21 protein-coding genes, 2 tRNA genes and 1 pseudogene are annotated in these 23853 nt (G+C 69.0%); 10 read left to right on the top strand and 14 right to left on the bottom strand.

What is annotated here, in order from left to right; translation table 11 throughout:
• Positions 1-7: 7 nt before the first annotated feature.
• On the bottom strand, positions 8-1684 hold the full coding sequence (locus MWN33_RS01865; RefSeq protein ID WP_247198366.1) for a sensor domain-containing diguanylate cyclase: 1677 nt from the start codon (positions 1682-1684) through the stop codon (positions 8-10).
• Positions 1685-1958: 274 nt separating this feature from the next.
• Between MWN33_RS01865 and MWN33_RS01860 the strand changes: the two genes are divergently transcribed.
• Positions 1959-2645 (top strand): YggS family pyridoxal phosphate-dependent enzyme, encoded by a 687-nt coding sequence (locus MWN33_RS01860; protein ID WP_247198365.1) that lies wholly within the window; start codon positions 1959-1961, stop codon positions 2643-2645.
• A gap of 6 nt (positions 2646-2651) precedes the next feature.
• Here MWN33_RS01860 and MWN33_RS01855 read toward each other — a convergent pair whose 3' ends face one another.
• Positions 2652-3248 carry a L,D-transpeptidase family protein gene (locus tag MWN33_RS01855; protein ID WP_425531963.1) on the bottom strand — a complete coding sequence of 199 codons (597 nt, stop codon included), beginning with the start codon at positions 3246-3248 and terminating at the stop codon, positions 2652-2654.
• A gap of 182 nt (positions 3249-3430) precedes the next feature.
• On the opposite strand from MWN33_RS01855, the gene MWN33_RS01850 reads away from it, so the two are divergent.
• From MWN33_RS01850 to arfB, 3 genes are read left to right on the top strand one after another with little or no spacing between them, the layout of a single operon-like run.
• Complete coding sequence (locus MWN33_RS01850) at positions 3431-4117, top strand: response regulator transcription factor (RefSeq protein WP_247198364.1); 687 nt, start codon at positions 3431-3433, stop codon at positions 4115-4117.
• 42 nt (positions 4118-4159) lie between these two features.
• On the top strand, positions 4160-4645 hold the full coding sequence (locus tag MWN33_RS01845; protein WP_247198363.1) for a cyclic nucleotide-binding domain-containing protein: 486 nt from the start codon (positions 4160-4162) through the stop codon (positions 4643-4645).
• A 24-nt stretch (positions 4646-4669) separates the two neighbouring features.
• Entirely contained in the window at positions 4670-5098 is a 429-nt protein-coding gene (gene arfB, locus MWN33_RS01840; protein ID WP_247198362.1) for an alternative ribosome rescue aminoacyl-tRNA hydrolase ArfB, read from the top strand.
• Positions 5099-5100: 2 nt separating this feature from the next.
• On the opposite strand, the gene MWN33_RS01835 is transcribed toward arfB, so the two are convergent.
• Positions 5101-5832: a nucleoside deaminase gene (locus tag MWN33_RS01835; protein WP_247198361.1), complete on the bottom strand. Its 732-nt coding sequence runs from the start codon at positions 5830-5832 to the stop codon at positions 5101-5103.
• Positions 5833-5964: 132 nt separating this feature from the next.
• Positions 5965-6171 (bottom strand): DUF1674 domain-containing protein, encoded by a 207-nt coding sequence (locus tag MWN33_RS01830; RefSeq protein WP_247198360.1) that lies wholly within the window; start codon positions 6169-6171, stop codon positions 5965-5967.
• A 168-nt stretch (positions 6172-6339) separates the two neighbouring features.
• Between MWN33_RS01830 and htpX the strand changes: the two genes are divergently transcribed.
• On the top strand, positions 6340-7374 hold the full coding sequence (gene htpX, locus MWN33_RS01825; RefSeq protein WP_247198359.1) for a zinc metalloprotease HtpX: 1035 nt from the start codon (positions 6340-6342) through the stop codon (positions 7372-7374).
• Between the two features lie 77 nt (positions 7375-7451).
• Positions 7452-7527: transfer RNA gene (locus tag MWN33_RS01820), tRNA-Thr, on the top strand.
• A 142-nt stretch (positions 7528-7669) separates the two neighbouring features.
• Here the strand turns inward: MWN33_RS01820 and MWN33_RS01815 are convergent.
• On the bottom strand, positions 7670-8002 hold the full coding sequence (locus tag MWN33_RS01815) for a hypothetical protein (protein ID WP_247198358.1): 333 nt from the start codon (positions 8000-8002) through the stop codon (positions 7670-7672).
• A gap of 320 nt (positions 8003-8322) precedes the next feature.
• Here MWN33_RS01815 and MWN33_RS01810 point away from each other — a divergent pair, with 320 nt between their 5' ends.
• The 3 genes from MWN33_RS01810 (at position 8323) to MWN33_RS01800 (ending at position 9288) form a co-directional block, all read left to right on the top strand.
• Positions 8323-8622: a hypothetical protein gene (locus MWN33_RS01810; RefSeq protein WP_247198357.1), complete on the top strand. Its 300-nt coding sequence runs from the start codon at positions 8323-8325 to the stop codon at positions 8620-8622.
• A 43-nt stretch (positions 8623-8665) separates the two neighbouring features.
• Positions 8666-9130: a hypothetical protein gene (locus MWN33_RS01805; RefSeq protein WP_247198356.1), complete on the top strand. Its 465-nt coding sequence runs from the start codon at positions 8666-8668 to the stop codon at positions 9128-9130.
• Between the two features lie 71 nt (positions 9131-9201).
• A tRNA-Leu gene (locus MWN33_RS01800) sits at positions 9202-9288 on the top strand.
• 38 nt (positions 9289-9326) lie between these two features.
• On the opposite strand, the pseudogene MWN33_RS01795 reads toward MWN33_RS01800, so the two are convergent.
• A pseudogene (locus tag MWN33_RS01795) lies at positions 9327-10184 on the bottom strand (DMT family transporter); the annotation flags it as partial.
• Positions 10185-10313: 129 nt separating this feature from the next.
• Between MWN33_RS01795 and MWN33_RS01790 the strand changes: the two are divergent.
• Positions 10314-11741, top strand: coding sequence for an aminotransferase-like domain-containing protein (locus tag MWN33_RS01790; RefSeq protein ID WP_247198355.1), 1428 nt, complete (start codon positions 10314-10316; stop codon positions 11739-11741).
• Positions 11742-11766: 25 nt separating this feature from the next.
• Here MWN33_RS01790 and MWN33_RS01785 read toward each other — a convergent pair whose 3' ends face one another.
• From MWN33_RS01785 to MWN33_RS01750, 8 genes are all read right to left on the bottom strand, one after another.
• Positions 11767-13494: an ABC transporter permease subunit gene (locus MWN33_RS01785; protein ID WP_247198354.1), complete on the bottom strand. Its 1728-nt coding sequence runs from the start codon at positions 13492-13494 to the stop codon at positions 11767-11769.
• Complete coding sequence (locus tag MWN33_RS01780; protein ID WP_247198353.1) at positions 13487-14566, bottom strand: ABC transporter ATP-binding protein; 1080 nt, start codon at positions 14564-14566, stop codon at positions 13487-13489. The genes MWN33_RS01785 and MWN33_RS01780 overlap by 8 nt, the downstream gene beginning before the upstream one ends.
• Positions 14567-14605: 39 nt before the next feature.
• A complete protein-coding gene (locus MWN33_RS01775; RefSeq protein ID WP_247198352.1) occupies positions 14606-15709 on the bottom strand; it encodes an ABC transporter substrate-binding protein in 1104 nt (367 codons plus the stop codon).
• Positions 15710-16080: 371 nt separating this feature from the next.
• Positions 16081-18168 carry a sigma-54-dependent Fis family transcriptional regulator gene (locus tag MWN33_RS01770; protein ID WP_247198351.1) on the bottom strand — a complete coding sequence of 696 codons (2088 nt, stop codon included), beginning with the start codon at positions 18166-18168 and terminating at the stop codon, positions 16081-16083.
• Positions 18169-18330: 162 nt separating this feature from the next.
• The gene (locus tag MWN33_RS01765) at positions 18331-19599 is read right to left on the bottom strand and encodes a D-arabinono-1,4-lactone oxidase (protein ID WP_247198350.1); all 1269 of its coding nucleotides are present in this window, start codon (positions 19597-19599) and stop codon (positions 18331-18333) included.
• Between the two features lie 17 nt (positions 19600-19616).
• Positions 19617-20726 (bottom strand): LLM class flavin-dependent oxidoreductase, encoded by a 1110-nt coding sequence (locus MWN33_RS01760; RefSeq protein ID WP_247198349.1) that lies wholly within the window; start codon positions 20724-20726, stop codon positions 19617-19619.
• 186 nt (positions 20727-20912) lie between these two features.
• Positions 20913-22184, bottom strand: a complete 1272-nt coding sequence (locus MWN33_RS01755; RefSeq protein WP_247198348.1) for an NAD(P)/FAD-dependent oxidoreductase — start codon at positions 22182-22184, stop codon at positions 20913-20915.
• A gap of 2 nt (positions 22185-22186) precedes the next feature.
• The gene (locus MWN33_RS01750; RefSeq protein WP_247198347.1) at positions 22187-23770 is read right to left on the bottom strand and encodes a GMC family oxidoreductase; all 1584 of its coding nucleotides are present in this window, start codon (positions 23768-23770) and stop codon (positions 22187-22189) included.
• Positions 23771-23853: the final 83 nt, after the last annotated feature.

The following is a 23853-nucleotide window of genomic DNA, read 5'->3' as shown; positions in this document are numbered from 1 at the left end:
CGTCCGGTCAACCTTCCGCTGCACTGCGGCGAGGCGCGCCGGCCGTTCGCTCGGCCGCGTCGGCAATGAGGGCGGCGGGCGGGCACAGCGGACGCACCGTGTTGCGGCCGGCGCGCTTGGCGGCGTAGAGCGCGTCGTCGGCCGCGGCCACCAGGTCGGCGGCGGCACGCGCGCCACCTGGCTCGCCGGTGGCGGCGCCTATGCTGACAGTGACGACGCCCGCCATCCCGTCACGGTGCGTCACGGCGAGGCCCTCCACCGCCTGCCGCAGCCGCTCGGCGACGTCGACGGCCGCCCGCAGGGTAGCGCCGGGCATCAGCACGGCGAATTCCTCGCCGCCGAGCCGCGCCACCATGTCGGAGCCGCGCACGGTCGAGCTCAAGGCCTGGGCGACGAGGCGCAGGCAGCGGTCGCCCTCCTGATGGCCATAGAGGTCGTTGAAGGCCTTGAAGCGGTCGATGTCGACCATCAGCATGGCCAGCCGCTCGTTCGAGTTCCATTGCAGCGACAGCGCGGCGTCGAAGCTGCGACGGTTGGGTATGCCGGTGAGCGGATCGAGACTGGCGAGCGAGTTCAGCCGGCGGTTGGCGTAGCGCAGCGCCGCCTCGCGCCGGGTGAGTTCGCGCGCCATATGCTCGAAAGCGGCCACCAGCGGCTGGAGCTCGACGATGAGCGAATGGCCCACCGGGGGCTCCTCGGTCTCCCCGCGCCCGAAACGCACCAGCCGTTCGGACAGCGACTGGATCGGCCGCACGATCAGCCGTTCGCCGACGAGGCCGAGGCCGAGCAGGATGATGAGGCTCGCGGCCAGCATGGTCAGGCCGGCGCTCCAGGTTGCGCGTTCCACCGGACCTAGGACGAGGGTCTGATCAAGTCCGATCAGCAGATGCATGTTGGTGCCGGGCAGACGGGCATAGGCATAGATGCGCTGAACGCCGTCCGGGCCGGGCGCGAGCACGGTTCCGCGCGTGCGCGAGAGCGCGCGCGCCACCGGCGTGGCGCTGCTGAGATCGAGCCCGAGCCCGTAAAGCCCATCGGGATAGGATTGTACCACGGTGCCCTGCGGGCTGACGACGATCGCCTGCGTCCCCGTGCCGAGCTCGGCGAAGACGCTCGCAGGGAACAGCGCGTCCGAGCCCAGCCGGGCGACGAGGACGCCCGATATGCCCGTGTCGTCGGGCGAGGTGATCGGGAGGGCGGCGTAGAGGGTCGGCCTGTCGGTGACAAAGCTGCGCTGGACCGGCTCCACCGAGGGTAGCCCGCGCAGGGCGATCCGGAAATAATCGCGGCTGGAGAGGTCGAGACCCGCGCTGCCCGGTGTCGTGCCGCAGATGATGACGCCGTTGCGGGCGACGATGGCCAGCGAATCGATCGCCGGTATGCTCTCCGTCACCCGCCCGAAGCCGCGGCATCCGCCCGGCAGGGCGGGGGTAAGCGAGGGATCGGCCTCCCTCGGGTCGGAGCCGTTCTCTGTGGCGCGCGCATCGGCCGTCACGAGCACATCGTTGACGATGGAATCCGCGATGACGAGCGTCTGCATGACCGACTGCGCGTTTTCGATCGTCGCCACATAGTGCTGGACGCTCGTCTCGAGCATCTGCATGACCCGGTCGCGGGCGGCTTCTATGTTGTCGTAGTGCAGATGAACCAGGCTGATGGTGCGCTCGGAAATCAGCAACGCCATGGCCAGCGTCGCGATGGCGAGAAGGCGGACACGCAGACTGACCGTCTGTAACTTTGGATTTCGAGGGGGTGGCGCCGCAGGCTGCCCCTCACCGGCAACGATGTCGTTCACGACGGAGCTCTAATGTCGTATTCGATCATCAACTAGCCATAAGGCGAAGGCTGCCGCAAGGAAATGAGCGGCGGCGGACGCTCAAATCGGAGTGGGCTGCAAGCTGCGTGCAAGCCAAGGTTGGTCCTTGATGCCGTTGCATGCCGGAATGGAATGGTCGTCGATGACACTCTCGGAGCCTCTTGCCGGAACGGTCGCTCATCTCGCGCAGGTGCGCGCCAACCTTGCTCGGGCCTGTGCCGACGCCGGGCGCGACCCCGCCTCGGTAAAGCTCGTCGCGGTGTCGAAGACCTTCGGACCGGAGAGCATCCTGCCGGCGATCGAGGCCGGGCAGCGTCTGTTCGGCGAGAACCGGGTGCAGGAATCGAAGGCCAAATGGCCGGCATTGCGGGAGCGCTTCCCCGATATCGAACTGCATCTCATCGGCCCGCTGCAGACCAACAAGCTGCGCGAGGCGCTGGAGCTGTTCGACGTCATCCACACGGTGGACCGGCCCTCGCTCGCCGCCGCGCTGGCGAAGGAGCTGGCGCGAGATCCCGCCCGCCGGCCGCCGCGCCTTCTCGTGCAGGTCAACACCGGCGAGGAACCGCAGAAGGCCGGCGTCGTGCCGCAGGAGGCCGACGCTTTCATCGCGACCTGCCGCGAGGAGCACAAGCTCGTCATAGAAGGCCTGATGTGCATCCCGCCCGCTGACGAACCGGCGGCGCCACATTTCGCCCTGCTGGCCAAGATCGCCCGTCGCAACGGGCTCGACGTGCTCTCCATGGGCATGAGTGGCGACTACGAGACCGCCATCGCGCTCGGTGCCACCTTTGTCAGGGTCGGCAGCGCCATCTTCGGCGGGCGCTGAGCCTTCCTAGACGATCTCGATCCGCGTGCGCGGCCCGAGGCGCGCGAGCAGGCGGCGCAGGTCGGCGCGGCGGAAGGCGACGCAGCCGGCGGTCGGCTCGAAGCCGGGGCGCGCGAGGTGCAGGAACACGGCTGAGCCGCGCTTCGCCTGCCGGGGCCGCTCATTATGGTCGAGCACGACGACGAGGTCGTAGAGCGCGTCCGCGCGCCACATTTCCTCATGCGAGGCCCGGAAGGGCAGGCGCACCGGGCGGTTGTAACGTCCGTCGGCGGGGTCGTCGCACCAGCCGTCCTCGCGCCGCGTGCGCCGCACGGGCAGATGGGTGGCCGGGCGCAGGCCGTGGTCGGCGCGGTAGCGCAATTCGCGCGGATGCCAGATGCCGCGCGGCGTGGCGCCGTCGCCCTCGCGCTTGTCGGCCCGGATTCCGCCGCGTCCCAGCGCCACCGGCATGGCGCGCCCGTCCAGAATCAGCCAGCCGCGCCGGCGGTCGCCGGTGCGGGCGATCACCCGCAGCCGGCCCGCCATCGCGCGCGGGCCGGGGGATTTCGCACGGCCTCCGGCGGGAAAGGGCTTCTTCTTCACGCGATTTCCATTCACGATCACGTCACGAACCGGCACCTATCTCTTCGCCCGGCTCCGCCGACTCTTGCCGAACGCGCCCCGCCTGCCTACTCCGGGACACGCGGCAGTTCCATCCAACGCCGCGCGAGAGTGGACGCGGGGCGGATCACGGATCACGTGCCTCGCGACCGCGCATCGGCGGAAGTGTAATTCGGGAAGGCGACATGGCGAACGCTCAGCGGGTTTTGGTGGTCGACGACGACAAGGACCTGCGCGACGCGCTGGTCGAGCAGCTCTCGCTCTACGACGAGTTCGAGGTGGTGGCCGCCGATTCCGCGCAGGCCGCCATCCAGGCGGTGGACGGCCAGCGCGTCGACCTCGTTCTGATGGATGTCGGCCTGCCCGACAGGGACGGGCGCGAGGCGGTGCGGGTGATGCGGCAGGGCGGCTTCAAGGCCCCCGTCATCATGCTGACCGGCCACGACACCGACAGCGACACCATCATGGGGCTGGAGGCGGGCGCCAACGATTATGTGGCCAAGCCCTTCCGCTTCGCGGTGCTGCTGGCGCGCATCCGCGCCCAGCTGCGCTCGCACGAGGCGAGCGAGGACGCGGTGTTCACCATCGGGCCCTACACGTTCCGCCCCGGCGCCAAGCTGCTGGTGACGGAGCGCAACTCGAAGATACGCCTCACCGAGAAGGAGACGGCCATACTTCGTTACCTGTATCGCGCTGGCAAGAAGCCGGTCGCGCGGGAAATACTTCTGCAGGAAGTGTGGGGCTACAATTCGGGCGTGACGACGCATACGCTTGAGACGCATATTTATCGCCTGCGTCAGAAGATCGAGAAAGACCCTTCGCATCCCAACCTCCTTGCCACGGAGGCCGGAGGCTACAAATTGCTGCCCTGAGCGGGGCGATGATTCGTCCCGCCGTGGAGTTTCGCCTGCCGAATGTCCATCGAGGACGATATCGCCTTCCTGGAACGTGTACCGACTCTGGCCCTGATCGGCCGTGAGGCGCTGCGCGTCATCGCGATCAGCGTGGAGCATTTCCACCTCGGCTCGGGTGACACCCTGTTCCGCGAGGGCGAGGTGGCCGATTGCGCCTATGTCGTGCGCAGCGGGGCCTTTGCGGTCGGGCGCGAGGATCCCCGGCTCGCCCGCCGGACCGGCCAGGCGGCGCGGGTCGGCCCGGCGACGCTGCTCGGCGAGATGGCGCTGCTGACCGAGACGCGCCGCCCGGCGACCGCTACCGCCATCACCGCCGCCGAGGTGCTGCGCGTGCCGCGCAACGTGTTCCTGCGCACGCTGGAGAGCTATCCCGACGCGGCGCGGCGGCTGACGAAGGAGCTCAGCGCGCAGATCTCGGCGACGCTGGTCGAACTCGACCGCGTGCGCGAGCGGCTCGACGCCATCGACGGCGGGGCGCCGCCATGACCGCGCCCGTGTGACAGGCCGGCCATGATCCCGGTCACGCCGCGCCTCTGGCTCGACGAGGAGGAGATCGTCGAAAGCTTCGTGCGCGCCTCCGGCCCCGGCGGGCAGAACGTCAACAAGGTGTCGAGCGCGGTGCAGCTTCGCTTCGACGTGCGCGGCTCAAAGACCCTGCCCGAGGCGGTGAAGGAACGGCTGGAGCGCATCGCCGGGCGCCGCCTCACCAAGGAAGGCGTCATCGTGCTGGTGGCGCAGCGCTACCGCACGCAGGAACAGAACCGCGCCGACGCGCTCGCCCGCCTCGTCGAGATGGTGCAGGAGGCCGCCATCGTGCCGGTGGTCCGCCGCCCGACGCGCCCGACGCTGGGCTCGAAGCTGCGGCGGCTGGAGGGCAAGGCCAAGCGTTCCGGCGTCAAGGCGCTGCGCCGGGACAGGCCGGGCGCCCCCGAGGACTAGGCTCAGTAGGGGTGCCGGTCCTTCTTGTCCATCCAGGCCTTGTAGGCCTTCAGCCCGGTCTCGCGTTCGAAATTCTCGGTGACGGCGATGCGCCGCTCGCCCCACGGCTTGGCGAAGTCCTCGTACTGGAAGGCGTCGTCGAAGCCGATGGCGCTGGTGTCCTTCAGGCTCGCGGCGAAATAGACGTGGTCGATGCGGGACCAGTAGATCGCGCTCATGCACATCGGGCAGGGGGCGCCGTTGATGTAGATCTCGCAGCCCTTGAGCATGCGTGCCCGCTCCGGCACGGGGTCGGGCGAGCCGGGCTCGCGGGGGATCATCTCCAGGATGGTGCCGGCGCCATAGTCGCTGCCCAGGAGCGCCTTGGGGTTGAGGCGGGCCGAGGCGTCCATGATGGCGGTGATCTCGGCGTGGAAGACGGGAATGCCGGTGAGCAGCACGCGGTTCTGGCCTCGGCCGATGATCTCGCCGTCCTTGACGATCACGGCGCCGAAGGGACCGCCCCATCCCTTCTCGACCGATTCGATGGCAAGGCGCGTCGCCTCCTCCATGAATGCGGCCTTGCCCTCGGGCAGGCCGGTGGCCGCCTGGGCGGAGGAAAGGGAGAATCCGGCCGGGCCGGCCACTCCGGCCGCGACCGCCGTGGCCATGAACAGGCGCCGGTTGATGCCCCGCGCTTCGTTGCAGTCGCCTTCATGCGCGGTGGCGCAGCAGCAGTCGAGCCTTGTCGGCATCTTGCCCTCCCTTAGGTACCGCGCGTCCACCCAGCGGAGGCTGCGAACCCGCCGCAGAAGAGCACGGAACGCCAAAGGGAAGAACCCGCAAAAAGATTCGCGACTCCAGACAGGTAATTAGCTGCCACGCCATCAGAAATCCGAGGCGATGCCCTTCACTTCCCAGTCGCCGTAGCGCACCGGCTCGGGCCCGTCGCGGCCGTCGATCTCCTTCGGCCCGGCGAAGGGCTGGCTGGCGGCGCGGCGCTCGGCCGCTTCGGCGAGCGCCCGCTGGGCCGCCGGGCTGAGCGGGCGGCCGGACGTGGTGGCAGGCGCCGGCGTGCCCGCAGCGGTGGTCATGTCCGTCTTCGTCATCTGCGCATTGGAACCATCGCCCGGCCGTGCCCGTCAAGGCGGCGCGGCGCGGGTCAGGCACGCCGCGTGCGCGCGGCGAACTTGAAGGGTCCGCACCCGCTTCCCATTTCGTAGCGTGAACAGGCCGCAGGCGCGGCCGGGCACGAGGGAACGATGAACTATTTCCGCACGGCGATCCTGCTGGCTGGCATGACCGCGCTGTTCATGGGTGTCGGCTTCATGCTGGGCGGCCAGACCGGCATGGTGGTGGCGCTGCTGGTCGCCGCCGGCATGAACCTGTTCAGCTACTGGAATTCCGACCGCATGGTGCTGTCCATGTACGGCGCCCGCGAGGTCGACCGGACCAGCGCGCCGGATTTCTACGGCATGGTGGAGGCGCTGGCCGCCCGCGCGGAGCTTCCCATGCCGCGCGTCTACATCATCGAGAACCCGCAGCCCAACGCCTTCGCCACCGGTCGCAACCCCGAGAACGCGGCGGTGGCGGCGACCACGGGCCTCATCAATTCGCTGTCGCGCGAGGAAGTGGCCGGCGTGATGGCGCATGAGCTGGCCCACATCAAGCATTACGACACGCTGACCATGACGATCACCGCGACGCTGGCCGGCGCCATCTCGATGCTGGCGAATTTCGCCATGTTCTTTGGCGGCGGGCGCAACAACAACAATCCGTTCGGCGTCATCGGCACCATCGCGATGATGATCCTCGCCCCGCTCGCCGCCATGGTGGTGCAGATGGCGGTGTCGCGTTCGCGCGAATATGTCGCCGACCGCACGGGCGCGGAGATCTGCGGCCAGCCGCTCTGGCTCGCCTCGGCGCTGGCCAAGATTTCGAACGCCGCGCACGCCATCCCTAACATGCCGGCCGAGCACAATCCGGCGACGGCGCACATGTTCATCATCAACCCCCTGTCCGGCGAGCGGATGGACAGTCTGTTCTCCACCCACCCGGCAACCGAGAACCGCATCGCCGCGCTGCAGGCGCTGGCCCGCGAGATGGGCGCGGCTGGCGGATGGGCCGGCGGCGCGTCCGCTCCGGCTGCCGGCGCGAGCGCGGGGGCGACTTCTGGTGCGACTTCCGGGGCGTGGGATCGCGGCCCGGTGGCGGGCGCGCGTCCTTCCAGCAATGTCTGGGGTCGCGGCCGGCCAGGCGAGCGCGAGGGCGGCACGCGGCGCGGGCCATGGGGCTGAGGCCGGGAGGCGGCTGCACAGCTCCTTCGAGGCAATGCTTGAAATGAAGGGCCTTCGCGTTTATCAGAGCCGCGCGTGCCGCTTTAGCTCAGTTGGTAGAGCATCGCATTCGTAATGCGGAGGTCGTCAGTTCGAGTCTGACAAGCGGCACCATCCCCTCCACGCCGCGCTGTCCCTGAACCTCATCGCCCGCCTCTCCCAAGGCGCAGGCGTCGAAGCCTCATCCACAGGGTCGCCGATGAAAAAGGGCGCGGAAATGATCCGCGCCCTTTCGTCGGTTCAGCGGCGGGCTGCGTCAGCGCCAGACATACCAGCAGCGCCGGATCGGACGGCCCCAGCGGTTGCGGCGCCAGCCGCAGACGCGCCGGCGACGCCGGGGCGGACGGCGCCAGTACTGCACGCTGTCGACGGGCGTGCCATCCGGCGTCATGCCGGCCGCTCCTTCGCCGTTCTCGGCCAGAGTGTCGAGATCGGCGTCGGGCTCGGACGGCATGGGCGGACGCGCGGCGGGGGGCAGGTCACGCAGCCGGCCGAGAACGGTCGCCTGCGCCGGCGAGAGCATCAGGCTGGCGGCGGCACCGGCACCGGCGACACCGGCAAGACCGAGCAGAAAACCTCGTCTGTCCACTAGAACCTCCACTGTCTCCCGCTCGCCTGCGCGGCGGGTCCGCCGTGGTAATGCACCACGCGCGGTATGGTTCGCCAACCGGAGACGATGATCGCGCGCGAACGCGGCTAAAATGGCGCATTACCTTGCGGCGCCCGATATTGGCGCGCAGCGAATAGACTTTATATTACAAATACTTGTGCGGATGCTGGAGCGCGTTGCCCTGCCGGCGCCGTATTTTTGCCTCGCCGGCTCGTCGGCTGCGGGCCCAAGGTTCCACCACCTTGTCCGGCCGTGCGGGCTGGGCGATAGTCAGTGTGTCGATTCGCACGAGGTGGAAGATGAGCCTTCTTCGAACGCCGCTGCGCCTTGCGCTGGCCGTGGCCATCGCCCTGCCGGCCCTCACCGCTGCCAGCCTGCCCGCGAGGGCCGGGAATTCCACCGGCGCCCTGATCGGCGGCCTTGTGGCCGGCGCGCTGGTCGGTTCGGCGGTCACCGCCGCGACCCAGCCCAAGACCTATTACTACGCGCCGCCCCCGCCCCCGGCCTACTACCCGCCGCCGCCTCCGCCGCGTCCGGTCTACGGCCCCGGCTATTGCGGCGCGCCGCCCTACCCGCCCTGCCGCACGCCGGTCTACTGAGCCCGCGCCTTATCCCTTCCGGTCAAGCACCAGGACCCGACCGATGCTGAAGACCACCGCCACCGCGCTCTGCCTGATGCTGGGCCTCGCCGGCGCGCAGGCGCAGGACGCCGCCGCCCCTGCGGCCAATCCTTCCGCCGCGCAGCCCGAACAGGCCGGTCCGGGCGACACGCTGCCCCCGCCGCTGGCCTGCAGCTTCGACAAGGTGTTCGTCTGCGAGGCCAAGGGCTGCGCGCCCTCCGCCGAGCTCGGCACCATCGACCTGCCGGCGAAGATACTCGTCCATTTCGGCGAGCAGATCATCGCCAGCACGGCCGACGACAAGCTGCCCCATATCAGCTCGATCCAGAGCGTGATCGGCGACGGCGAGAGCTATGTCATCGACGGCAACGACAACATGACGGCCTGGGCGATCCAGCTCTCCGCCTCGAAGCCCGACGCCACGCTGATGACGGTGGCGGGAGGCAAGGCGCTGAGCGCCTTCGGCACCTGCACGCCGGCGCCCTGAGCGGGCGCGCCCCACCCGCCTGGCGTCCCGGCTTGGCGGCGTCTTCCATCCGTTATAGACAGGCTCACCGCGCGGGTGTGGCGGAACTGGTAGACGCAGCGGACTCAAAATCCGCCGTCCTCACGGATATGTCGGTTCGAGTCCGACCACCCGCACCATCTGTCCCGACCGCGCCCGTGCCGCCGCCCGCCGGGGCGGAAAAGCGCCGCGCGCCGGCGACGCAGGCGACCACGCCGAGCGTCACCGCCAGCATGGCCGCGCTCACGCTCTCGCCCAGCAGCAGCGCCGCGATGCCGAGCCCGAGGAAGGGCTGCAGAAGCTGAAGCTGGCCGACCGCCGCGATGCCGCCGCGCGCCAGGCCGCGATACCAGAACATGAAGCCGATCAGCATGCTGAACAGCGAGACATAGGCGAGGCCGGTCCAGGCCGGCGGGCTCGCCTGCGCGAGCGGCGGGGTGGGCACCAGCAGCGTCAGCGGCACCATGAGGGGCAGCGCGATGACCAGCGCCCATGAGATCACCTGCCAGCCGCCGAGCCGGCGCGACAGCACCGCGCCCTCGGCATAGCCGAGCCCGCAGACGAGCACCGCGCCGAGCATCATGAGATCGCCCGCCGGCGAGGCGGCAAGCCCCTGTCCGAGCGCGTGGCCAACCACAAGCGCGCTACCCAGCAGCGAGAACACCCAGAACGCCATGGGTGGGCGCTCGCCACCGCGCAGCACGCCGAAGATCGCCGTCGCCACCGGCAGCAGGCCGATGAACACGATGGAATGGGCCGAGGTCACGCGCTGCAAGGCCAGCGCGGTGAGCAGCGGAAAGCCGACCACCACGCCGAGGCTGACGACGATCAGCGGCAGGATGTCCGCCCGCGCGGGCCGCTTCTGGCGCATCAGGGCGAGCAGCGCGAGGGCGATGAGGCCGGCGATGCTCGCACGCGCGCCGGTCAGGAAGAGCGGTGAGAAACCGGCCACCGCGACGCGCGTCGCCGGCAGGGAGCCGGAAAAGATCGCCACCCCGATGAAGCCGCTGATCCAGCCGCCTGTCGACCTGTTCATCCGCTTCCTCCGATCGGCGCGCCGGATGCGTCACGACGCGAAACCACCTTCTCGCCGGGCGCCGCTCGACGCGCCAGATACGGACCAGTACAATTGGTGGTAACTGTTATGCCCGGATGAGCCATACGGATGGACACTCGCGCCCTCACCGCTACCCAGCCCGCCACCCGCATCGAGGCGGTGATGGCGGCGGTCCGCGCCCGCATTGCCTCACGCGCGCTGTCGGCCGGCGCGCGGCTGCCCTCGGTGCGAGCGCAGGCAAAGGCGATGGGGGTCTCGGTTTCCACCGTGGTCGAGGCCTATGAGCGGCTCGCGGCGGAGGGCGCCATCCGCGCGCGTCCCGGCTCCGGCTTCTATGTCGCCGGTCCGCCGGCGCCGCTGGCGCTGGCCGAGATCGGGCCCCGGCTCGACCGCGCCGTCGACCCGCTGTGGATCTCGCGCCAGTCGCTGGAGGCGGGAGGGGAGGCGCTGAAGCCCGGCTGCGGCTGGCTGCCGGCCGACTGGATGTTCGAGGCCGGGCTGCGCCGGGGGCTGCGGACGCTCGCCCGCGCGCCGGCGCCGGACCTCACCGACTACGCCACGCCGCGCGGTCCTGCCGGGCTGCGCGCGGTGCTGGCGCGCCGGCTCGCGGGCAATGGCGTCGAGGTGGCGCCCGAGCGCCTCCTGCTCACCGAATCCGGCACCCACGCCATCGATCTCGTCTGCCGTTTCCTCCTGGAGCCGGGCGACGCGGTGCTGGTCGACGATCCCTGCTACTTCAATTTCCACGCTCTGCTGAAGGCGCACCGAGCGAAGGTCGTCGGCGTGCGCTGGACGCCGACAGGCCCCGACCTCGACGCCTTCGCGACGGCGCTGGAGAGGCATGCCCCGCGCCTCTACATCACCAATTCGGCGATCCAGAATCCGACCGGCGCCACGCTCTCGCCGGCGGTGGCGCACCGGTTGCTGCAACTCGCCGAGCGGGCGGCGCTGGTCATCGTCGAGGACGACATCTTCGCCGATTTCGAGACCGTGCCGGCGCCGCGCCTCGCCGCCTTCGACGGGCTCTCGCGCGTCGTGCAGATCGGCAGCTTCTCCAAGTCGCTTTCGGCCGCCGCGCGCTGCGGCTACATCGCCGCGCGGGCGGATTGGGTGGAGAGCCTCACGGATCTGAAGATCGCCACCTCCTTCGGCGGCGGGCGGCTCGATGCCGCGCTGGTGCAGGCGGCGCTCACCGATGGCGGCTATCGCCGGCACATGGAAGGCGTGCGCCAGCGCCTCGCCCGGGCGATGGAGGCGACGGCGGCGCGGCTGCGCCCACTCGGTATCGAACCGTGGCTGGAGCCGAGGGCCGGCATGTTTCTGTGGTGCCGGCTGCCGGCGGGCATCGACGCGGCGGCACTCGCCCGCGCGGCGCTGGCCGAGGGCGTGGTGCTGGCGCCGGGCAACGCCTTCAGCCCGTCCGGCACGGCCGGCGGCTTCATGCGCTTCAACGTCGCCCAGTCGCTGGAGCCGCGCCTCTTCGAGGTGTTGGCGCGCGCGCTCGACACGCTGGCGCCGTCGCGGGCGCCAGCGTAGGGCGAGATCAGGCGTCCGGCGGTCTTCAGGCGTCTGAGCGTGGGGCCTCGCGGAACACCAGCTTGTTGCAGACCAGGATCACCAGCAGCGAGCCGACCCCGACCAGCGTGAAGATGGCGTTGACCGAGGGGGTGAAGCCGAAGCGCATCTGGTTCCACACCCAGATCGGCAGGGTCGGCGAGGTGCCGGAAAGGAACAGCGTCACCATCACGTCGTCGGCCGACAGGGTGAAGCCCAGCAGCGCGCCGCCGATCACCGCGCCCCGGATCGAGGGGAACATGACGTGGACGAAGCTCTGCCAGTGGTTGGCGCCGGCGTCCATCGAGGCTTCCAGCAGCGCCCCGTCGAGCCGGCGCAGCCGGGCGAGGATGATCATCAGGATCACCGGCATGACGAAGCTCGCCTGGCCGATCACCACCCGGCCGATGCCGGAGGGGATCTGCACGAGCTGTGTCGCCAGCACCATGACGATGCCGAGCACGACGCCGGGTATGGCCACCGGAATGGCAAGCGCGAACTCGAAGAAGCGCGCCTGCCGCACCCGCCCGTAATGCAGCGCGAAGGCGAAGCCGATGGCCGCCACGGTCGACACCAGCACCACGCCGAAGCCGACCAGCAGGCTGCGCTGCACCGCCTCCAGCATGGCGCTGTTGTCGGCGAGCTCGGTGTACCAGCGCAGCGTCGCGCCCTGCAGGGGAAAGGCCTGCACCGAGGAATCGTTGAACGACATCAGCACCATGATGGCGAGCGGCGCGTAGAGGAAGAGATAGGGCAGGGCGAAGGCCGCCGCCGCCCCGGCCCGCAGCAGGCGCTGGCCGGTGGTGAGCGCGTGCGTCGGCACCGGGGCGCGGGCGCCCTCGTCCCCCATCAGCACGCCCTTCGTCTGGCCGGCCCACATGACGAGCGCCAGCACGAGGCCGACGCTCACCATCAGGCAGACCGCGATGGCCGAGCCGTAGGGCCAGTTGTTGGCGATGCCGAACTGCGAGGCGATCACCATGCCGATCATCGTGCCGTCGATGCCGCCGACCATGGAGGGGGTGATGTAGTCGCCCACCGTCATCAGGAAGGCGAGCGAGAAGCCGATGGCGACGCTCGGCCGCGAGAGCGGCCACACCACATGGCGGAAGGTCTGCCAGGAGGAGGCGCCGCTGTCCTGCGAGGCCTCGATCAGCGCGTGCGGTATCTTCTCCAGCGCGGTGAAGATGGCGACGAAGCAGAACGGGATGGAGATGTAGGTGTAGGCCAGCAGCACCGAGAAGCCGGTGTAGAGGAACGCCTCGCTCGGCTGGTCGAGAATGCCGCTGCCCACCAGCGTCGAGTTCAGTATGCCGTTCTGGCCGAGGATCATGCGCCAGGCGAAGACGCGCATCAGCAGGCTGATCCACAGCGGGATGATGACCAGCAGCACGAGGATGGAGCGGTTCTTCTGCACCACGCGCGCGGCGTAATAGGCCATGGGATAGGCGATCAGGCAGCCGATGGCGGCGGCGCCAAAGCTGGTCGCCAGCGTCTTGAAGAGCAGGAACTGGAAGCTGCCCGACTTCCACAGCCGGAGATAGGAAGCGACGCTCGGATCGAAGACGATCAACCCGTTCGAGGTGCGCAGGAAGCTGGTGCCGATGAGCAGCAGATTCGGCACCAGAACGAGGGCGATGAACCAGGCATAGACCGGCCAGCCGAGCACGCTGAAGGAGCGCAGGCGGACGGGGCGGGTGGCGGGCAGCGTCATGTCGGAGGCGATGTCAGCCATGGAACACCGTCGCGTGGCCCGCGTCGAACAGCACTTGAACGGGACGGCCGGGCACATAGCCCTCCCCTCCCGCGGCGGGCACCGCGGCGATGATGTTGTGGCCGCCGCAGCGCACATTCACCTCCAGCGCGTTGCCGAGGAACAGCACGTCCTCCACCGTGCCGGGCACGCTGCAGGCGCCCTCGGCGGGCTGGCCGGCATCGGCGAGGCGCACGCATTCGAAGCGGATGGCCATGCGCGCCGGGCCCGAGCGCGGTACCGCAACTCCGGGCAGCGGCTGGCCGCCGAGCACGGCGGTGAGCGTGCCGCCCTGCGTCTGGCAGTCGATCGGCAGCAGGTTGGAGCGGCCGACGAACTGGGCGACGAATTCGGAGGAGGGGTCGAAATAGATCTCGCGCGGCGTGCCGAGCTGGGCGATGCGGCCCTCGCTCATCACCGCGACGCGGTCGGACATGGAGAGCGCCTCGCCCTGGTCGTGGGTGACATAGACGAAGGCGATGCCGAGCTCGCGCTGGAGCGAGACCAGCATGTGCTGCATCTGCTGGCGCAGGCGCAGGTCGAGCGCGCCCAGCGGCTCGTCGAGCAGCAGGATGCGCGGCCGGCAGACGATGGCGCGCGCCAGCGCGATGCGCTGGCGCTGGCCGCCGGAGAGCTGGTGCGGCAGGCGGGCGGCGAAGTCGCCCATGCTCACCAGATCGAGGCACTCGCGCGCCTTGGCGAGGCGCTCGGCCTTGCGGCTACCCGCCATGCGCAGCGGATAGGCCACGTTCTCGATGACGCTCATATGCGGAAACAGCGCATAGGACTGGAACACCGTGCGCACATCGCGGCGGAACGGCGGGACATGGGTGATGTCCTCGCCGTCCATGAGGATGCGGCCGACATCGGGCCGCTCGAACCCCGCGATCATGCGCAGCAGCGTCGTCTTGCCCGAGCCGCTCGGGCCGAGGATGGAGAAGAACTCGCCGGCCCCGACCGTCAGGGAAATCCGGTCGAGGGCGGGTCGTGTCGCTCCCGGATAGGTCTTGTCGACCCCCGCGACGGTGAGAATCGTCTGCGAAGCGTTCGCCATCACTCGTGCTCCGATAATCGCATCAGTCAGGCCCGCCCGTCAGAGCGTGCCGGCCTTGAAGTCGTTCCAGATCTGCAGGCGGCGCTCGAAGTCCTCGGGCTTCTGCAGGATGACGAGCTTGTTCCAGAAATCGCCGGCCTGCGAATCGGGAATATTGGTGCGCTTGAGCGTCGCTTCGGTCACGCCGCCCGCCTTGGCCTCGGCGAGGTCGAGCACGCCGTTATTGGTCGAGGCCTCGATGAAGCGGGCCTGCCACTTCACCGACAGGTTGTCGTTGATGAACTTGTAGACGATGTCGCGATTGCCCTTCTTGGAGACGCCAGTGCAGTCGATCCAGGTCGGGGTGCCTTCCTTGGGCAGCGAATAGTTGAAGTTCTTGCCCTTGTCCTGCAACGAGGTGACGACGGCGATGTTCTGGCAGTAGCCGATCACCGCGTCGCCGGCGGCATAGATGGTCACGGCGTCGTCGAAGCCGCGGGCGATCGTGCGCACCTGCTTGCGCAGCTCGCGCAGCGCGTTCTCGCACTTCTCGAAGTCGGAATCGGTCAGGTTGAACGGGTCCTTGGCGCCGACATAGAGCGCGATCATCGGGAAGACGATGGTGCAGTCGTCGAACACATTGACCTTGCCGCGGTACTTCTCGTCCCACAGCGCCGCCCAGCTGTCCGGCGACTTGATCAGGTCGGCATTGTACATCAGCGGCTGGGTGCCCCAGTTGTAGGGCACGCCCACCACCTCGCCGCCGACATTGGTGTACTTCTTCCAGTCGAGATTGGGCGTGATGTTCTTGATGTTCGGCAACTTCGAGATGTCGAGCGGTCCGATGAGTCCGGCTTCCTTGAAGCGCGGCAGCGAGCCGGTCTCGATGTACATGATGTCGGGCTGCACGGCGCCCGAGAAGGGCTGCGAGAACAGTTCGTCGACCGAGCCGATGACCACCGGCTTCACCTCGACGCCGTTCGCTTCGCTCCACTCCTTGCACCATGCCGGGTCGTGATAGGTCTCCCAGGTGAGCAGCACGATGGGCTCTTCGGCATAGGCGCGGCGGATCACGCCGGGAGCCGCCAGCGTGGCGGCCGCCAGGCCCATGCCTTTCATGACGCTGCGCCGCGACGGCGCCGGAGTTCCATTCTGGAAGGTCATTTTTATCCCCTGTGTTCGGACCTTTCTGGCCGTTCTCCGGTTCGGCAACTATCGTGCCAGACCAAGATATTCTTGTCCTCCAAGATGATATCGGATCATCCGGGGATGAACGATCCGGAAGATGAAATATTCCATATGATATCCGTCACTATAGACACTACCTTGAGTGGAAAATCTGCGGCCTCATCGCTGAGACATGTTCGCATCTACGAACATGGATGAGACAGTCGCGACGTGGCCGGGGAGTTTCACAACTGAGCCACAGCCTGTCGCAGATGCGCGACAGAAAGACCCGGAACCGCGTCGGGCATGGCTTCGCCCCGTACGCGGCCGGGGCGCAGGCGCCCCGGAAAGATCGCCGCGCGGTAATGTCAGTGGACGATCTGGTAGCGCTGGAGCTTGCGGTACAGGGTGGCGCGGCTGAGCTGGAGGGCGGCTGCGGCCGCCTTCACATTGCCGCCGCAGCGCGCCAGCGTCGCGGTGATGGCGTCGCGCTCGGCCGAGGCGATGGCGTGGCGCGCGCTGCCGGCCTCCACTTCCGCGCCGGTATCGCCGACGGCCGTGCCGGAGTCGAGCGGCCCGCCGAGCGCGGCACCCGTCCCGGCCATGCACGCGGCGGGAGCAGGCGCGAAGGGCGGGCGCCCGAAGGAGGCCTGGCTTCCCGGCATGCGCCCGCCGGTGCGCAGGGCGATATCGCGCGCGGTCACAACGTTGCCCTCGCATATGTGCAGTGCCCGGTTCAGCACATGGCGCAGCTCGCGCACATTGCCGGGCCAGTCGTGCTGCATGAGCAGCGCCATGGCGTCCGGCGCGATCTCCAGCCGCTTGCCTTCGGCAAGGCGGGCGAGCACCGCTTCGATCAGCTCGCGCCTGTCGGCGCGCTCGCGCAGCGGCGGAATGTCGATGACGGCGCCGGCGAGACGGTAGAAGAGGTCCTGCCGGAACAGGCCCTGGCCGATGCGCGATTCGAGATCCTGATTCGTGGCGGCGACCACCTGCACGTCGATGCGGCGCGGGCGGCCGGAGCCGAGCGGCATCACCTCGCCGGATTCGAGCACGTGGAGCAGGCGCGTCTGCTGGCTGATCGGCATGTCGCCGATCTCGTCGAGAAACAGCGTGCCGCCATCGGCCTCGACCAGCCGTCCGGGGCTGCCTTCGCGCCGCGCGCCGGTGAAGGCGCCGCTGCCGTAGCCGAACAGCTCGCTGTCGATCAGGGTGTCGGGCACCGAGGCGCAGTTGAAGGCGACGAAGGGGCCGCCACGGCGCGGGCTCTCCTCGTGCACGGCGCGGGCGAAGGCGTCCTTGCCGACACCCGTCTCGCCGAGCAGCAGGATCGGCAGCGAGCCGCCGAGCACGCGGCGCACGAAGCGCACATTGGTCGCCATGCGCGGGTCGGCGCCGGCGCAGTCGTCGAGCGAGAGGCCGCGCGCGGTCAGGCGCGGCGGAGCGGCCGGCGTCGGCGCGGCGGGCCGGGCGCGCGGCGGGGACTGGGGGGCGGCGTCGGCGGAAGCGCCCGCATGGCGGCTCGCGGTGGCCGGGCCTTCCAGCGGGGCGGACAGGGTGACGCTGAGCGCGTCGCCACCCTTCTGCAGATGCAGCGTCAGCTCGGCACCGGCGAGCCGGGCGAGGTCGATCAGCCGGTGGTCGCGCTCGAACACCGCCCACAGGCTGCGCACGCGGGCGAGCTGGAGCCGGTCGCGCAGCAATTCGCGGGCGGCATGGTTGAGGCCGACGAGCTGGAAATCCTCGTCCACCGCGATCAGCCCGTGATCGACCGGGCCGATGGCGAATTTGAGGATGTAGTTGCGACGAAAGGCCTGGCGGAACATGCGCTCGCCGATGCGGTCGGCAAGGCCGGTGGTCAGGCCCAGCACGACCTTGAGCGTCTCGCGCTGGAGCTCGGGATTGCGGATCGAGATGTTGATGGCGCCGACCAGCTCCGCGTCGGGGCTGAACAGCGGCGCGCTGGCGCAGGAGAGCGCGGAGAACTCGTAGAAGAAATGGTCGTTGGTGAACACGCCGACCGGCTTGCGCTCGATGAGGCAGGTGCCGATGGCGTTGGTGCCGGCCGACTGCTCGGCCCAGGCGGTGCCGGCGCGCTCGACCTCGCTGTAGAATTCGGGATTGTAGTTGGCGCGCTCGGTGATGATGTAGCCGTCGAGGCTGCCGAGGCTGATCGAGAAGCCGGACAGCGAGACGGCGCCGAACATGGCGTCGATCTCCGGCCGGGCGAACTGGATCAGTTCGTCATGCGCCTCACGCTGGAGCTTCAGCTCGGCGTCGCTCACCGCCTCGATGCGGAACTTCGCGGCGGGGTCGAAGCGGTAGCCCTCCATGCAGCGCCGCCAGGAGGCGGCCATGGTGTCGGCGGCCCGCGGGGAATGAAAGTCGCCGGGGGAGAGCGCAAGCTGGTTCGCGCTCGACACGATGCGCGAGACATGACTGCGAAGATCCAGCATCGCGGGCTCCGGTTCCTGCCCCCCGCTGAAATTCTGCGCAGCACAAACTTTAGTCGTCAACCCGAATTCCCTCCCGCCCGGCCCGGCTCCGCGGGACTCTTGGACGCCTTACGAAAATTTGGACGCCTTGCGAAAACGGGCCGGCTGGGCCGGCCCGCTTCCTCAGGCGAACAGCATGCGCAGATGGTCGTTGAGGAAGACCCCGTCGGGGTCCATCTCCCGCCGCAGCTTCCGGAAGGCGTCGTAGCGAGGATAAATCCGCTCCAGCCGCTCCGGCGTCATGAAGTGGTGCTTGCCCCAGTGCGGGCGCGCGTCGTAGCGGTCGAGGATCGCGTCGGCGTCGCGCAGCATGCCCCAGGTCCATTCCTCCAGCGGGCCGGAGATGGAGAGCGCATAGCCGTCGCGCTCGGAATAGGCGGAGAGGTAGGTGTCGTCGCCCTTCACCGCCCGGCACTCGACCGGGTAGATCGCCTCCGGGTACTTCGTCTTGAACATGTGCCGCACCTCGGCGAAGCACTCCTCGAAGCGCCCGAACGGCACGGCGTATTCGATCTCGCGGAAGTTCGGGATGTAGTCGTTGGGGTAGATGATCGAGGAATGGTCGAATTCCTCGCCCGGCCCGATCTCAGGCGCGGGCTCGGCCACCGGCACCGCGTTGTAGGTGCGCATGTGGCAGATGTCGTAGTCGCGCGTCGCCTTCGAGGGCACCTTGCCGCCCGGCAGTTCGTAGAGATCGGCCGATTCCTTGCGCGGCAGCCAGAAGAACCAGAAGGTCCGGTTGGCGTCGAGCAGTTCGTGCAGGTTCGCGAGGCAGTCCTCCGCGTCGGTGTTCCACGAGCGCTTGTAGATATTGTAGGACGGCACCGCCTGGAGGGTCACCGAGACCACCAGCCCGAACATGCCGATCGAAGTGCGGAACGCCTTGAAAAGCTCGCCATCGGCCGGCGAGAGGTCGCGCAGCTCGCCCTCCGCCGTGACGATGCGCGCGCCGATGAGCTGCGCCGAGAGGCAGGGCAGTTTCTTGCCCGCCCCATGGGTGCCCGTCATCATCGCGCCGATCACCGCCTGCCGGTCAATGTCGCCCTGGTTGTTGAGCGACATGCCCTGCTCGCGCAGATATTTGGTCAGCGCGCTGATGCGCATGCCGGGGCGCACGGTGACCTGCAGCTTCTCCTTGTCGACTGCGACGACCTGGTTGAAATCGTCGAAGTCGACATGGACGCCGGGCGTCGGCACGATGGCCGGGTTGGAATGGCCCGCGCCGCTGGCACGGATCGGCAGGCCGAGCTTGCGGGCCTCGCGCACGATGGCGCAGACCTCCTCCTCGCTGGTCGGGCGCGCCGTGTAGCGCGGCACGAAATACTGTTCACCGAACCAGTTCCACCACAGCTTGCCGGGCTGCAGCACGCCCGTCTTGTCGACGCTCAGCATCTTCGCTCTTCCCTCGCTCAGACCGCCATCGCCGGCATGTTCTCGCCCAGCGCCGCATTGACGGCGGGCATGACGCGCTTGGCAAGCAGTTCCATCGAACGGCGCATGGCCGGCTTGTCCGTCCATTCGTGCGAGGTCATCATCAGCGTGCCGAAGGGGCCGACTTCCTCGCGGAGCGCGAGAATCTTGCGGGTCACGGTCTCCGGGCTGCCATAGATCACGAAATTGTCGCGCACCATCTCATGGGTGATGGTGGCCGGATCGGTGTCGCGGAACGGGGCGAGCAGGGCGCCGGCGCCCATGCGCTCATACACCTGGTACATGTAGTCATAGTACCAGTCATAGGCGCCGCCGGCGGTCTTCACGAGGCGCTCGGCCTCCTCGTCGGTGTCCGCGACGTGGATGGAGCGGGCGACGCGCCACTTGGAGCCGTCCGGCGTCTTGCCGAGCTTGGCGAGCTCGTCGCAATAGGTCTCCCAATGGGTCTTCACCACCCAGGAGGCGACGAAATTGGCCGAGATCGGCATGAAGTCGTTGCGCGCGGCGACGCGCATCGAGCCGGAATAGGGGCTCGACACCGAGACGGCGAGCGGCGGATGTGGCTTGGTCAGCGTCTTCGGCAGGATACCGACGCCGAGATCGGGCCAGTAGCTCTTGGAAAGCTTCACGTCCCAGAACTTGCCGGGGATGTCGTAGGGCGGATCGGAGGCCCAGATCTTCTTCATGATCTCGATGGAATCGAGCATCATCGCGGTGCGGTCGGCGTTCTCCATGCCGAACACCTCGAAGTCCGAGCCGAGGCCGCCGGTGCCGATGCCGAGCAGCAGGCGGCCGGGGGCGAGGTGGTCGAGCAGAGCGATGTGCGAGGCGGCCATCACCGGATGGTAGAGCGGGAGCGGCAGCACGCCGGTGCCGAGCTTGATGCGCTTGGTTTGCGGCGCCATGTGCGCCAGGAACATCAGCGGCGAGGAAATCTGCTCGATATCGGCGGAGTAGTGCTCGCCGATCCACGCTTCCTCGAAACCGAGCTCGTCGGCCAGCTTGAAGGCCTCGACGTCCTCGGCCAGCGCGGTGGGGTAGTGTCGATTGACCGAATGAAGCGGCATCATGAAGAAGGAAAGCAGCACGACCGGACTCCCTAGACTGCGACCGGCGCGCCGCCGGCAAAGGGACTTGGGCAAGGCCCGTGCCAGACCTTCAACGCTTTGTGAATGAACGATAATAACGCAAGGCTCGGTGTCCGCTCGTGACCGCCCGTCTCATTGCGGAGAAAGGGCGCGAGACGGCGCCCGCGCCCGCTTTGTCCGGCGACCTCAGAAGCGGGTCGGCGCGAAGGGCGCGATGTCGAAGGCGGGCGGCCGGCCGGCGATCAGGTCGGCGACCGTCATGCCGGTGCGCGCCGCCGAGGCGAGGCCGACATGGCCGTGCCCGAAGGCATAGACCACGTCCGGCGTCGCGCCCGCGCGCCCGATAACGGGGAGCGAATCCGGCATGGAGGGGCGGAAGCCCATCCAGCGCGACACGCGCGATTCCGGATAGGCCGGCGCGAGGCCGGGGAACAGCCGCCGGCCGAGGGTCAGCAGGTAGTCGGCGCGCGTCCAGTTGGGCGGCGCCTCCAGCCCGGCGAACTCGACCGTGCCGGCCATGCGCAGCCCGGTCTCCATCGGCGTCGAGACGAATTTGGCGCTGGCGTCGAGGATCGGCCGGCGCGGCATCGTATCGGGATCGGCGATCAGCACATGGTAGCCGCGCTCCGTGTCGAGCGGGATGTCGTCGCCGAGCGCCGCGCACAGGTTGCGCGAATGGGCCCCCGCCGCCACCACGGCGGCGTCGGCGGGAATGAGCCCGGCATCCGTCTCGACGCCCTTCAGGCGCGCCCCCTCGCGGGCGAAGCCGCGTGCCTGCGCCTTCACGAGCCGCCCGCCGTCGCGCAGGAACTGCTCGCCGACCGTGCGCACCAGCCGCTTCGGATTCACCGTGTTGCCGGCCTGCGGAAACAGCACGCCGATCGTGTAGTCGTGCGAGACGCTCGGCTCGAACTGCCAGAGCTCGTCCTCGCGCATCACCTCGAAGGCGACGTTGTTGTCGCGGCGCAGCTGGTAGCCGAGCGCGTCGCCCTCGAAATCGGCCTGCGTGCGGTAGACGGCGAGGAAGCCGTCGCGGCGCACAAGGTCCTCGCCGCCGGCATTGCGCACCAGCGGCAGCCAGGCGCCGTAGGAATCGTGCAGCAGCGGGGTGAGGGCGCGGGCCTGCGCGCGCACGCCGTCCTGCGTGCCGGCCTTCACGAAGCGCATGAGCCACGGCGCCAGCGTCGGCACGTAGCGCCAGCGGATCGACAGCGGGCCGAGCGGGTCGAGAAGATAGCCCGGTACCTTGGCCAGCGTGCCCGGCATCGACATCGGCACGATGGAGGAGGGCGCGAAGACGCCGGCATTGCCGAAGGAGGCGCCCTCGCCGAGGCCGTATTGCTCGATCAGCACCACGTCATGGCCGTCGCGCAGCAGGAAGCTCGCCGTGGCGACGCCGACCGCGCCGCCGCCGATGACGGCGACGGTGCGCCGCGCGGGAGTGGAAGAAGTCGCCATGCTCAGGCCGCCTTGATGAAGTCGGCGCAACGCTCGCCGATCATGATGCAGTTCGCGTTGAGATTGCCGCTGACGATGACCGGCATGATCGAGGCGTCGGCGACATAGAGGTTGTCGAGGCCGCGCACTTTCAGCGTGGGATCGACCACCGCCATCGGGTCGACGCCCATCTTGCAGGTGCCGGCGGGGTGGTAGATGCCGATCGCGCTTTCGCGGACATAGCCGGCCCACTCGTCGTCGGTCTGCACCTCGCGGCCCGGCTTGAACTCGCCGAGCACGTGGCGCGCCATGGCCGGCGCCTCGAAGATGGCGCGCAGCCGCTTGGCGCCGGCGACCAGCGTGTCGACGTCGCGGGCGTCGCCCAGCAGGTTGGGCTGGATCGCCGGGGCGGCGAAGGGATCGGTCGAGGCGAGCCGCACATGGCCGCGCGAATGGGGCCGGTGGATGTTGTTGAGCGCCGTCACCGCCGGCTTGTCGAAGAGGATCGGCCCGGTCTCGGTGAGGTCGTAGCCGACCGGGGTGAAGTGGAATTCGAGGTCGCAGCGCGCCAGCTCCGGCGACGAACGGGTGAACGCCATCACATGGGCATCCGGCGTGGTGCCCGGCCCGCGACCGGCGAACAGCCACATCGCTCCGTAGAGCAGGGCGTGCCGGAGCGTGTGCTGGACGTTGTAGGTCGGCTGGTCGACCCAGACGATGTGGCTGGTGCCGGGGTGGTCGTGGAAATTCTCGCCGACGCCCGGCAGGTCGTGCACCACATCGATGCCGTGTTCGCGAAGCTGCGCCTGCGGGCCGACGCCCGACAGCATGAGGAGCTGGGGCGAGCCGAAGGCGCCGGCGCTCAGCACCACCGCCTTGGCGGCGTGGGCGGTGACGGTCTTGCCCTTATGGTCGAACGTCACGCCGCTGGCGCGGGTGCCGTCGAACAGGATGCGGCGGGCCTGCGCGTGCGTCATCACGGTGAGGTTCGGGCGTCTGCGCCAGAGATAGGCGCGCGCCGCGCTGCAGCGCCAGCCGTTCTTCTGCGTCGCCTGGAGATAGCCGATGCCGCCCTGCGGCGGGCGGTTGATATCGGGCGTCGCCTCCAGCCCCGCCTCGACGCCAGCGCGCAGGAAGGCGTCGGAGAGCGGGTGCGAGGTGCGCAGGTTCTGCACGCTCAGCGGCCCGCCGGTGCCGTGGTCCTCGTCGGCGCCGTTCTCATTGTCCTCGGCGCGGCGGAAATAGGGGCGCACGCGCTCGAATTCCCAGCCCGCGCAGCCCTGCATGGCCCAGCCGTCGAAATCCTCCGGCTGGCCGCGCACATAGAGCATGCCGTTGATCGAGGAGGAGCCGCCGAGCACCTTGCCGCGCGGCATGTAGTCGGTGCGCCCACCGCGCGAGGGGTCGGGCTGCGAGTTCAGCCGCCAGTCGAAGCGCGGATTGCCGATGGCGTAGAGATAGGTGGCGGCCGGCATCAGCACGGGCAGGCGGCGGTCGGAACCGCCGGCTTCCAGCACCAGCACGCGGGACCGGCCGTCCTCGGCGAGCCGCCCGGCGACGGCGCTGCCGCCCGAACCCGAGCCGATCACGATATAATCGAATTGCATGGGGGGCACGTCGTCCGAAACCGAGGGTGGGGATCGCTTTCGCCAGTCGATTCCATATTGCACCCGACACGTGAAGTATAGTT

Origin of the sequence: Ancylobacter koreensis (assembly GCF_023016525.1) — a bacterium.
Taxonomy (GTDB): domain Bacteria; phylum Pseudomonadota; class Alphaproteobacteria; order Rhizobiales; family Xanthobacteraceae; genus Ancylobacter; species Ancylobacter koreensis.
Note: the sequence above shows the minus strand (reverse complement) of the source record. Positions and strands in the feature narration are given on the sequence as shown.